This is a genomic window from Novosphingobium humi, assembly GCF_028607105.1.
In the GTDB taxonomy this organism is placed as follows: domain Bacteria; phylum Pseudomonadota; class Alphaproteobacteria; order Sphingomonadales; family Sphingomonadaceae; genus Novosphingobium; species Novosphingobium humi.
Genome location: NZ_CP117418.1, coordinates 415,265 through 427,325, shown reverse-complemented (window position 1 = coordinate 427,325; position 12,061 = coordinate 415,265). Strand labels below are relative to the sequence as shown.

The following is a 12,061-nucleotide window of genomic DNA, read 5'->3' as shown; positions in this document are numbered from 1 at the left end:
CCTTAAAGGTCAAGCTGCATCTGGGGCATGTCCTTTTTCCCGACAGTCCGCGCGGAGGATCGCCCCTCCCCTCTGCGCGCGGTTGACCTTTTACGGCTGCCATGCCGCTGCTGTACGCTGTCGGCTTCGGCGCGGGCCTCGCGCGTGCGCCGAAGGGCGGCGATGGCCTGATGCGCGGCCCGCGCCGCCGCGCCATGATCAACGATGGGCAAAGGATAATCCGGGCAAAGCGCCTGACGCTGGCTGCCGTCCATCCTGTCAAGGGCATGGAGCCATGCGCCCGGAACCCGCGCGAGTTCCGGGACCCAGGCCCGGATGAAGCGGCCTTCGGGGTCCTGATCCATCCCCTGCTTGACGGGCGAGTAGATACGCACCGTGTTGATCCCGGTCTCTCCGGCCTGCATCTGACACTGGGGCCAGTGGATGCCCGGTTCGTAATCGATAAAGGCCCGTGCCAGCACCAGCCCGGCCTCCTGCCACGGCAGCCAGAGGTCATAGGCGGCAAAGCTCATCAGCATGGCGCGCATGCGGAAGGTCGCCCAGCCCGTGGCCTGCAAGGCGCGCATCACCGCATCGAGAAACGGATAGCCGGTGCGCCCCTGCGCCCATGCGGCCAGACGGGCGGGATCGGAGGGCGGGCGCAGGCCCTCATAACGGCGGGCAAAGGGGCGAAATTCCGCCTCCGGCTCGCTCTCCAGCTTCTGGATGAAATGGCAATGCCAGTGCAGCCGCGCCATGAAGCTGCGCAGGGCTGCACGCCAATGTCGCGCCTCGCGGGGCAAGGCGGCATAACGGTTGCGGGCGGCCTGCCACACTTCGCGCATCGACACCGAGCCATAGGCCAGATGCCACGAAAGACGCGAACAGGCATCGGGCGCGCTGAGCGGCGAGGACATCGCGCTGGTGTAATGCTCACCGCGTTCGAACAGAAAGCTCTCGAGCGCGGCCAGCGCCGCGTCGCGGCCAGCGGCCGCCGAGGCCTCCGCCTCATCACTCGACAGGCCCAGCGCGGCCGCTCCGGGCAAAGCATCCCGGCCCGGCGCGGTTCGCCAGATGACAGGCGGGACCGGCAGCAAGGGCTGCTCCATCATCGCATCCCATGCGGCGGCCCAATGGTCGCGGTTGAGGCCGCGCCCCCGGATAACCCCGAACTGGCGCAGCTCGACAAAGGGAATACCCTGCCCGCGCGCCCAATGGCGCACCGCCCGGTCCCGCGCAAAGGTGAAGCCATTGCCGGTTTCCTCATGCGCCCACAGCGCAAAAGCCCCGATATCCCGGCGCAACGCCTCCAGTTCGGCCACCGCATCGCCCACCCGCAGGCAAAGGCGCCCGCCGCGCCGGGCGATGGCTTCGGCCAGATCGGCCATGCAGGCGCGCCAAAACCGCCATTGCCGCCCGGACGTGTCCGGGCCGCGCCAATAGGCGGGCTCGACGATCACCAAGGCGACGACCGGCCCGGCCAAGGCCGCACTGTGCAATGCGGCATGATCCTGCAGACGCAGATCACGTTTGAACCACACAACCTGTGGAATTGGCCCGCTGTTCATCCCGCCGCACCGACTGTGGCCATTGTCAATCCATGCCCCCGACGGGCGCCTTGATTGAACCGCTGGTGAGGAGCGCGGCAAGGTGGCACTTGGGGCATGGATGGCTTCCCGAAGGATCAGGTGGTCCACGGCCGCCGCGGGCCTATTCTTGGTTCATGAACCGGCAACCGCATCACCCGACCCGCCGCCACAGGCTCATGGTGTGGTATGATGGCGCCTGCCCGCTGTGCCTGCGTGAAATCGCGCTGATGCGGCGATGGGACCGGGCCGGAAACATTGCTTTTGTCGATCTTGGCGATCAGGGGCAGGCATGTCCGCTCGACCGACGGCTGATGCTCAGGCGTTTTCATGCGCAGGAAGACGGCGTCATGCTCGACGGCGCGGCTGCCTTTGCGGCCATGTGGCGGGCGATCCCCCGCCTGCGCCTGCTGGGCGAACTGGCGCGCCACAGGCCGGTTTTATGGGCCTTGGAGCTCGCCTATCGCGGCTTTTTAAAGATACGCCCGGTCCTGCAGGGGCTGTTGCGATGAGTGATCCCTGCGGCGGCGAGGGTGCGTCATGGTGAAAATGCGCAAAAAGAGTGATCTGCCGACTAAGATCTGCGCGGCATGTCAGCGCCCCTTTGCGTGGCGCAGGAAATGGGCGCGCGACTGGGATGCGGTCCGTTATTGCTCGGACCGTTGCCGCTCATCCAAGGGTGGCCAGAAAGGCCTCGGCGTCACGCCATAGCTGATCGCGCTTTTCGGGCGCGAAATTGGCCCAAGTGCGCAGCATCTGGGCCATGCGCGGATTGCCGCGCAGACGCTCGGCATGGCGCGCGATGAAATGCCAGTAGAGCAGGTTGAACGGGCAGGCACGTTCGCCCTCGCGCGCCTTCACATCATAGGCGCAGCCGTTGCAATAATCGCTCATGCGGTGGATATAGGCGCCGCTGGCCGCATAGGGTTTGCTGGCCAGCAGGCCGCCATCGGCAAACTGGCTCATGCCGATCGTGTTGGGCAATTCGACCCATTCAAACGCATCGGCATAGACCGCCAGATACCATTCATGCAGCGCATGGGGATCGATCCCGGCCAGCAATGCGAAATTGCCGGTCACCATCAGCCGCTGAATGTGGTGGGCATAGGCTTCCTCGCGGGTCTGGGTGATGCAGGCGCGCATACAGGCCATCGCAGTATCGCCGGTCCAGTAAAACCACGGCAGCGGGCGATTGGCCTCCAGCGCGTTGGTTTTGGCGTAATCGGGGCCCCGCCACCAATAGATGCCGCGCACATATTCGCGCCACCCGATGATCTGGCGGATAAACCCTTCGGCGCTGTTGATCGGCACCCGGCCTGCGCGCCATTCCTCTTCGACCGCGCGGCACATGGCCAAAGGGTCAAGCAGGCCCAGATTGAGATAGGCCGACACGACCGAATGGCACAAAAAGCGGTGCTCGGTCAGCATCGCATCCTGATTGCGCCCGAATTCGGGCAGCGCCGCGCGCAGGAAATGCGCAAAGGCGGCCTCGGCCTGTTCGCGCGTGACGGCAAACCAGAACGGCTCCAGATCGCCAAAGTGGTCCGGGAAGCGCTGCGCCACCAAATCGAGCACCTCGCGCGTGACGGCATCGGGTTCGAACCGCATCGGCTGGGGCAGGCCCAGAGCGCCGGGGGGCGGGGCGCGATTGTCATGGTCGAAATTCCATTGGGCTCCGGCGGGCTTGTCGCCCTCCATCAACAGGCCCGTCTTGCGGCGCATCAGGCGATAGAAATGCTCCATGCGCGTGCCGCCTCCGGGGCGCAGGCGACCCTCGGCCCATTGGGCGAAACCCTCGCGGTCGGCCAGAAAGCGGTCATCAGGCAGGAGATTGGCCCAGCCGCGCATGTCCTGCATCAGCCGCCATTCGCCCGGCTCGGTGGCGATGATCTCCTGCGCGTCCCATCGCGCGCGGGCGCGCTCGGCCTCGCCGCGCAGGCTGCCGGTGTTGGCCGGATCGTCGAGGCGGACATAATCCACCCGCCAGCCCGCGCCGCGCAGTTCAGCGGCAAAATGCCGCATCGTCGACAGGACCAGCGCGATCTTCTTCTTGTGGTGGCGCACATAGGTCGCCTCTGCGGCCACTTCGGCCATCAGAACGATGTCGGTTGCCCGGTCGCCTGCCTGAAGGGAGGAGAGGGAAAGGCTCAGTTGATCGCCCAGAACCGGAATGATGCGCGTCATGCGCGGGGATTAACCTGCGCCTGCGCGGTGCGATGCCTGTTTTTTGGGGCAATTTATTTTGGTAAAAGGCCCGATCAAAATCCCGCCTCTATCGCCAAACGGACCGCATCGGCGGCGGTATGCACGCCCAGCGCCTGAAACATCGCCGCGCGGTGCATCTTGATCGTCCGCTCCGAGAGGCCCAGTTCATAGGCGATCTGCTTGTTGAGCCGCCCCCGCGCCATGGCCAGCAGCACCGCCCGCTGGCGCGGCGACAATTGTTCAACCTTGACGCGGGCCGCATTGGCGCGGCCCAATTCGGCCTCGTCGGCAATCTCAACCTGCGATCCGAGGAAATATTCCAGAACCCCCTCATTGTCGAAAATCGGCGCCACCATCACGGCATTGCGAAAAGGCTGACCGTTCTTTCGATAGTTCAGGATCTCGACCATCACCGGGCGCTGCTCGCGGATACCCTCGCGCAGGGCCTCGATCAATTGCGGCTCGGACCCCGGCCCGGTGAGAAAGCGGCAATTGCGCCCGATCACCTCGTCGCGGCCATAGCCGGTCAGCGCCTCGAAAGCGGCATTGCATTCGATGATCGGATTGTCGGGCAATCTGGGATTGCTGATGACGGCCGCCACCAGACTGCCTTTGATCATATCGGAAATAGCCATAGGCCGAAACACTTCCCTTTCGGCAATTGCCACCATCAGCATCGCCCTCGTTGCGGCATACCCTTTAAGCCATGTTGCCGCCCGCGGCCCCCTGTCTAGAGAGGCAAAGATGTTCAGCCATGACGCGATCCTGTGTCGCGCCGCCGGGAGGCCGCCAATGAATCTCCTCACCTCGCTTCACACCTGCGATGCCGTGCTCGATGATGAGCATGAGGACGCGGCCCCGTCCGTCCCTGTGGCCAATACCAAGCCTCCCGTGCCCGAGCATGTGCAGGAGGCGATCCGCACGCTCTTGCGCTGGGCGGGCGATGATCCATCGCGCGAGGGCCTGATCGACACGCCCGCCCGCGTGGCACGGGCATGGCGCGAATATTGCGGCGGCTATGGCGAGGATCCCGCCGTGCATCTCTCGCGCCAGTTCGAGGAAGTGGGCGGTTATAACGAGATCGTCCTGCTCAAGGACATTCCTTTCCAGTCGCATTGCGAACACCACATGGCGCCGATCACCGGCAAGGCCAGCATCGCCTACCTGCCCCGCAACCGGGTGGTGGGCATTTCCAAACTGGCCCGCGTGCTGCACGGTTATGCGCGCCGCCTTCAGATTCAGGAACGCCTGACGGCGCAGGTGGCCCAATGCATCTGGGATAATCTCCAGCCGCTGGGCGTGGCTGTGACGATCGAGGCGCAGCACGGATGCATGACCGGGCGGGGCGTGCGCACGCCGGGCGTGGGCATGGTGACCAGCCGGATGATGGGCACGTTCCTCGATGATCCACGCAGCCGCAAGGAAGTGCTCGCGCTGATGGGATATTGAGCGGGTGGCGGCGATGCGGATTGTCATTATCGGTGCGGGCATGTCGGGTCTGGCCTGCGCCCAGGCTCTGGAACAGATGGGCCATGAAGTAACGCTGTTCGACAAGGGGCGGGGGCCGGGCGGGCGCATGTCGACCCGGCGTGTGGCGCTGGACGAGACGCATATTTCCTTCGATCACGGCGCACAGTTCTTCACTGCCCGCGAACACGCCTTCCGCGCGCAGGTGGAACAATGGCGCAAGGATGGGGTGGTCGCGCCTTGGCCCGCCGCGAAAGAGGATGCGTGGGTGGGAACCCCCGGCATGAACGCACCGATTGCCCATATGGCCAAAGCCCACAACACCCGCTTTGCCAGCCATGCCATGGGTCTGGTCCGCGAAGGGGCGGAATGGCGCGTCCTGTTGAATGACGGCAGCCGCCACGGCCCCTATGATGCCGCCATTCTGGCCCTGCCCGCCGAGCAGGCGGCGGCCTTTTTGGGCACCTATGACCTCACTATGGCCGCCTGCGCGATTACCGCGCGTTCGCGGCCCTGCTGGACCGCGATGATCGCCTTTGCCGAGCGTTTGCCCTTCGAGAGCGATGTGCTCGATCCATCCGGTCCTGTCGGCTGGGCCGCGCGCAACAGCGCCAAGCCCTGCCGCCCCGTTGCCGAGGCATGGGTGGTGCAGGCCAGCCCTGAATGGTCGATCCAGCATCTGGAGGATGACGCCGCATCGGTGGCCGGTCATCTGGCCGGTTGGCTGGCGCAGCAGGGCGATGGCGCGCCCCTTCCCGCTCCCATCCATCTCTCGGCTCATCGTTGGCGCTATGCCGTCGCGCCGCATTCGACCAAGGGCGCGCTGTGGAACGCCGATCTTCGGCTGGGTGCCTGCGGCGACTGGCTGCTGGGGCCAAGGATTGAACTGGCGTGGCTGTCGGGGACAAGGCTGGCGGCGCTCATTGGGGGCTGATGGCGCCGGTTATCCGGACGGGCGACTGCCCAAAATTGCGCAGGGCGCCGAATAATGCGCCAATCAATGAATCGCGGATGGCAACAAGCGCATTTTGCCACAATTGGCGTCAATTCGTCCGAATAAATATGATCGATGGAATGGTTAAAGCGACTTTCACGCTACATAATCGCCCGATTAACACCTAAATGGTTCGATTATGAATTTTATATGTCAGTAATTTTCCGTGACTTACCCTGCATTCAAGAATAAACAAATTCAATTGAACAAAATGCGGGGGCATTCGAGTGAAAAATACAAATCCAAAGCATCGCCATTTTCGGGCGACGCGCCTCGCTGTGCAGGCCAGCACTCTTGCCCTGGTTGCCGCGATTCCCACCCATGCCCTTGCGCAATGCAGCCCGGATCCGACACAGGCCAACACCGCCGTCACCTGCTCGGGCAGTGACAGCAATGGCATCGTGATCACAACCGATTCCTCCCCCCTGACCGTGAATTCGGGGGCAAGCGTCAGCAATTCGGGCGCGGCGGCGATCACCGTATCTGTGCCCGCTTCAGGCGCCTCCTATTTCCGCTATGCCAACATCACGGTCAACGGATCGGTTTCTGCCACAGGCGCGGCGGGGATCAGCGTGCTTTCCCGTCCCCTTGGCTCCACCGGCTTTGACTATTACGGCATGTCCGGCATCGTCACCGTCGGAGAGGGGGCCTCGATAGGCGGCACCTACGGCATCGCCCTTGAGCAGACCCCCGGCTATCCTTACGGCACCGTCTATGTCAGCCTCGACAATGCGGGCACGATCAGCGGCAGCAGCGGTGTGGCCCTGCTCGCCGGATCAGGATATACCTCCTATTATGCTGGCATCACCAATCGCAGCAGCGGAACCATCGGCGCAATCCAGGGTTCGGTCATGTCGCTCACGAACGATGGCACCATCGCCGGCGGCGGGTTGAGCGCGATCTACAACAGCTACAATCTCTATTCCAATATCACGAACAACGGCACCATCAGTTCCTCAAGCGCGGCGGGCACGATTGCCAACTTCTCCGGCACGATCACCAACAGCGGAATGATCGCCAACACCGGCACCGGGTCGGCGATCAGTTCGCTTTATGTATGGCTGACCAATCTGTCGGGCGGATCGATCACCGGCGCGGGCAGCAGCGTGGTCAGTTCCAATCTTTCCAGCACCCCGTCCAACGCCATAAACCTGACCAATTCCGGGTCAATCATCAACAGCGGCACAGGCATGGCACTCTATGGCGGCCAGATCATCGCGACCAACAATGCCGGAGCCACGATCGGCACCGGCGTGGGCGGCACCGCGATCTATGCCGGAACCTCGCTGAATCTGAGCAATGCGGGCACGATCAACGGCAATGTCATGGCCGGGTTCAACCCGGCCTATGCCTATAATCTGGGCAGCACCATCGATTCCACCGCCGGTACGATCAACGGCAATGTGACTTTGGGCAACGGCGATGACACGCTGATCGCCACGATCAGGAACGGCAGCCTCTACACCGGGATCACCGGCACGATCAACGGCGGGGGCGGCACCAATACGGTCAATTTGCAGACGACCAGCGATGCCACGCTGTCCTCGGCGCTGGCACTGCCGACCGGCTTCTCATCGGCAAGCTTTGCCCCCGCGTCGGGTACGACGCTGACACTGGCCAACGGTTTCACAAACAGCGGGGCGATCAATTTTACCGGACCGGGCACGCTGGACAATCAAACCAGCCTGAACGGCACGGGCACGGTGGTTTCCGGCGGAGGCTACGGCACATTCAAGAACAGCGGCACGATCACCAGCAGCAATGCCGGCGCGGGTGCTGCGGTGGCCGTGTATTCCTCGCTGAACAACACCGGCACGATCACCGCCAGCGGCACGGCTGTCGCCTCTTCCGGCAGCTTCACCAACAGCGGCACCATCCGCTCGACCGGCGGCATCGGCGTGGCCCTGTCGCAATCCTGCACCTGCTCGACCGCCACCAACAGCGGCACGATCATCGGCGCAACGGTGGGCGTGACGACCAGCAGCATTCTGGTCAACACCGGCACGATCCAGTCGAGCGGCACCGCGTTCCAGACCAGTTCCTATTCCACGCTGGACAATCGCGCGGGCGGTGTGGTGACGGGGGGCCTCGCCGCGGTCGGCAGCATCGGCTATGGTTTCAACAACCGCATCATCAATGCCGGGACGATCAACGGCAATGTCAATCTGGCGGGCAGCAGTCCGAACAGCAACAATGTCTATTACGCGGTAACCGGCGGCGTGCTTAACGGCAATCTGACGCTGGGACAGGGCGACACGTTGATCACCGATCTGGTCAACACGGGCTCAGGCGCATTTGCCGGGATCAACGGCAGCGTGACCAGCAGCAATGCCAATCTGATCTATAATGTCGGCGCCAATGCCAGCGCGACAACCAGCCTGCCCTCCGGTTTTTCCACATTGGGCTTTCAATTGGCGAACAAGGCCGATCTGACACTGACCGGGCAAAGCGCGCTCACGTCCTATCTCACGCTTGCGGGCGTCGGCTCGGTCAATCTCAACGGATCGCTCAGCGCCAGTTCCGGCCCCGTCATCCAGACCACATCGGCCCAAACGCCATCGGGCGGCGGGGGCGATGCGGCGGCAACGGCTCTGAACATCACCAACAATGGCAGCATCAGCGCAGCGCGTGCCGGTTTTGCCTCGTTCATCCCCGCCGTCATCAACCTGGGCCAAGGCTCCGGTCTGGTGAACAACGGGTCGATTATCGTGACCGACACGCTCATTCACCCGGTATCTGGCTACGCTGCCGTCACCCTCTATGGGCCTTTGGTCAACACCGGCACCATTTCGGCCGATGGCGCACAAGGGGTCGCCATCGGCAGCGCCTGGAGCACCGCCAACACCAATCCTGACACCACATTGGCCAACAGCGGACAGATCACGGCCGATGGTTCCGCCATCGTGATGAACGGCAAGGTGGACATCACCAATTCCGGCGCCATCACCAGCCGCGACACTACCGCGATCAAGCAATCCTATGGCTATAATTCGACCATCACCAATTTGGCCGGCGGAACAATTTCCGGGGCGGGAATCGCCGTCCTTTTGGCCAGCGGAATGGTGTCTAACGCCGGGACGATCAATGGCGATGTCAATTTCGCCTACAGTGGCGGCGGCATCTATGTTGCCAATGGCGGCACGTTGAACGGCAACCTCAATCTGAGCGGCCCTTTCAGCAGCGGGCTGCTGGTCGAGACCGGATCGGGCTTTGGCGTCAACGGGACGATTACGGTCGGCTCGGGCGCGATTGGGCATCAGCGCAACGGCGTGGCGACGGTCACTCTGGGCGGCATCTTGCCGAACAATTTCACGCGCGAATTTACCGTGGCCGATGGGGCAAACTCGCGGATCACCATTGCCGGGCCATCGGCTTATACCGGCAGCATCACGGTGGGCGGAACCGGCACTATCGTCAATCAACTGTCGACCACAGGCGCCATCTATGCCTTGGGCTATGCCGGCATCAGCTACCCGCCCTATGCCAACACGGATTTGAGCGGCTTGGTCAATCGGGCCAATGTCGGCGGCGCATTTGTTTCTACCGGCCTGTTCGACAATTCGGCCACCATCGGCACCTCGCTCCTTACCGGATCGGCCGTGGTTGTATCCGCGGCGACAGGCGTTAATTTCAACAACAGCGGTACGATCCTGAACGCGGGCACCTACCCGGCGCTCAGCGTGGCCGCCGGATCGACGGGCGGCGACACGACGGTCGCCAACAGCGGCACGATCACCGGCGGGATGACTGTGTCCGCCAACAGCGGCGCCGACACAACGGCCAGCATCACCAATTCGGGAACGATCACGGGATATAGGCAAAGCAACTATTTCTATACGTCCACCCCGCCCTATTATTTTATGACCACCCGAAATTTTGCCATCCAGGGTACGATTTCCGGCGCCCGCAACGCCGTCCTGAATAACAGCGGGACGATCACCGGCGACATCGTCATGAGCGGCGCGCCGCTCCTGCTGACCAACACCGGCTCGATCACGGGCAACATCAGCACCGGCGCTGGCAATGACGCCTTTTCCTTTGGCGGCACCTTTGCCGGAGCGCTTGATGGCGGGGGCGGGACCAACACGCTGGGGATCAGCGGGGGGAATCAGAGCTTTGCCTCCATCGCCAATATCGCCGCGTTGGCCCAGAGCGGCGGTTTGGCGACGATTTCGGGGATTGCCACGCTCGGCTCGGCCAATCTGACGGGCGGTCGGCTGGTTGGTCTGGGCGGATCGGTGATCAATGCCGACACGATCATGGTGGGGCGCGGTGCCACGTTCGGCACGGCCGGAACGGTCAACGCCAATATCTCGGTCGGGGGCATCCTCAGCCCCGGCGCATCGCCCGGCACGATGACGGTCAATGGCAATGTCGCTCTGGCGAGCGGCTCGACATCGCTGTTTGAAATCGCCCCCACGGCGCAGGACAAGCTGAACATCAACGGCGCCCTGGTTATCGCGCCGGGCAGCACCTTGCAGATCGCGGCCACCACCCCGATCAAGGCGGGCAGCACGCTCAATCTCATCAGCGCCTCGCGCGGCGTCACGGGCAGCTTTGATGCGGTGACCGGCCTGCCCGGCGTGGTCAAGACCAAGGCCAATGGCGATCTGGGCCTGCTGGTGCAATTCGCCAATCCCGCCGCCTTCAATCCGCAGGTGCTTCGTGCAATCACCTATGTGAACAATGCGATGGCGGCCGACAGCGCACCTGCCGCGCTGTTCCCGGCGCTGCTCGCGCTGCAGGACGGCAATGGCGCGCCCATTTCCGCAACCTTTGCACAACTGTCGCCTGAGCCTTATGCCGATGCCATGGAAATCGGCACGGAAACCGCCCTTTCGCTGGCGGCCGCCGGGCGCACATTGGGGCTGGGCGAGGATCGCGGGGGCAATCACGTCTTCGCCTTTGGCCAGACGCTGGGCAGCCTGCGCCAGTTTGCGGGCCAGGAAACGCAGGGGATCAATCGCGCCACGATCAACGGCTACGGCGTGTTGGGCGGTTTGGGCATCGGGGGCGAAGGCTATACGCTCTCGGCCTATGTCGGCTGGGTCGATCAGAACCAGTCGGTGCGCGCCATCGGCGCCTCGACCAACGCGCGCGGGGTCGTGGGCGGCATGGCGCTGCGCCTCGGCAACAGGAACACCAGCGTGACGCTTTCGGCATCCTATGACGCGGCGCGGGCCACCACCCGGCGCCTTGTTCCCGACGCCGGACAGATCGCGGCCGGATACGCCTTGCCCAGCTTCTCGCTGGACGCGTCGATCAGCCATGCCATTGCCCTGTCCCAGGATTGGCTGCTCCGCCCGCATGTGGGCGCGACCTGGGTGAGAACCCGCCACGACGCCCTGACCGAGGCCAGCGCCCATCCCTTCGCGCTGAGCGTTGACGGGGCAACGCGCAAACAGGCCTTCCTCGACGCCGGACTGAGCTTTGAGACGGCGACCGAGAGCAAGGGGGCCTGGCGTCCCTTCCTCACGCTGGGGATGCGCTATCGCCTGCAAAGCGATCAGGTGTCCGCAACGGCCGGACTGGCGGGCGCGGGCTATGGGCTGGTGGCCTATGGTTTCCGGCGCGACCCGGTCAGCGCGATGGCGACGATCGGCGGCGAATATCGCCTCTCGCCCGGCGCGGCGCTGTTCCTCAACGCCTCGGGTGAATTGGGCCAAAGCGGCAAGCGGGAGAGCGTGATGGCCGGCCTGCGCTGGAGAATGTGACGCAACGCCCGCGCCGCATCTGCAAACCGGAACGGCGCGATGGAATGCCATCGCGCCGTCTTCTTTGACCATCGCAACAGAGGCGCCTGATATATTTGGCGAACGGGACTGGACAT

At 63.9% G+C, this 12,061-nt stretch carries 8 protein-coding genes; 5 read left to right on the top strand and 3 right to left on the bottom strand.

Annotated features, from left to right (window positions below):
- Positions 1 to 2: 2 nt before the first annotated feature.
- Positions 3 to 1,547 carry a cryptochrome/deoxyribodipyrimidine photo-lyase family protein gene (locus PQ457_RS17815; RefSeq protein ID WP_273620192.1) on the bottom strand — a complete coding sequence of 515 codons (1,545 nt, stop codon included), beginning with the start codon at positions 1,545 to 1,547 and terminating at the stop codon, positions 3 to 5.
- Positions 1,548 to 1,702: 155 nt separating this feature from the next.
- On the opposite strand from PQ457_RS17815, the gene PQ457_RS17810 reads away from it, so the two are divergent.
- On the top strand, positions 1,703 to 2,077 hold the full coding sequence (locus tag PQ457_RS17810; protein WP_273620191.1) for a DUF393 domain-containing protein: 375 nt from the start codon (positions 1,703 to 1,705) through the stop codon (positions 2,075 to 2,077).
- 28 nt (positions 2,078 to 2,105) lie between these two features.
- A complete protein-coding gene (locus tag PQ457_RS17805) occupies positions 2,106 to 2,276 on the top strand; it encodes a DUF2256 domain-containing protein (RefSeq protein WP_273620190.1) in 171 nt (56 codons plus the stop codon).
- Here PQ457_RS17805 and PQ457_RS17800 read toward each other — a convergent pair.
- A complete protein-coding gene (locus tag PQ457_RS17800) occupies positions 2,235 to 3,749 on the bottom strand; it encodes a cryptochrome/photolyase family protein (protein WP_273620189.1) in 1,515 nt (504 codons plus the stop codon). The genes PQ457_RS17805 and PQ457_RS17800 overlap by 42 nt on opposite strands.
- A 74-nt stretch (positions 3,750 to 3,823) precedes the next feature.
- On the bottom strand, positions 3,824 to 4,405 hold the full coding sequence (locus PQ457_RS17795; protein WP_273620188.1) for a PAS domain-containing protein: 582 nt from the start codon (positions 4,403 to 4,405) through the stop codon (positions 3,824 to 3,826).
- A 157-nt stretch (positions 4,406 to 4,562) separates the two neighbouring features.
- Here PQ457_RS17795 and folE point away from each other — a divergent pair, with 157 nt between their 5' ends.
- From folE to PQ457_RS17780, 3 genes are all read left to right on the top strand, one after another.
- A complete protein-coding gene (folE, locus tag PQ457_RS17790; protein ID WP_273620187.1) occupies positions 4,563 to 5,219 on the top strand; it encodes a GTP cyclohydrolase I FolE in 657 nt (218 codons plus the stop codon).
- Between the two features lie 13 nt (positions 5,220 to 5,232).
- Complete coding sequence (locus PQ457_RS17785; protein ID WP_273620186.1) at positions 5,233 to 6,171, top strand: NAD(P)/FAD-dependent oxidoreductase; 939 nt, start codon at positions 5,233 to 5,235, stop codon at positions 6,169 to 6,171.
- Positions 6,172 to 6,458: 287 nt separating this feature from the next.
- Complete coding sequence (locus PQ457_RS17780) at positions 6,459 to 11,945, top strand: hypothetical protein (RefSeq protein WP_273620185.1); 5,487 nt, start codon at positions 6,459 to 6,461, stop codon at positions 11,943 to 11,945.
- The last annotated feature ends 116 nt before the right edge of the window (positions 11,946 to 12,061 follow it).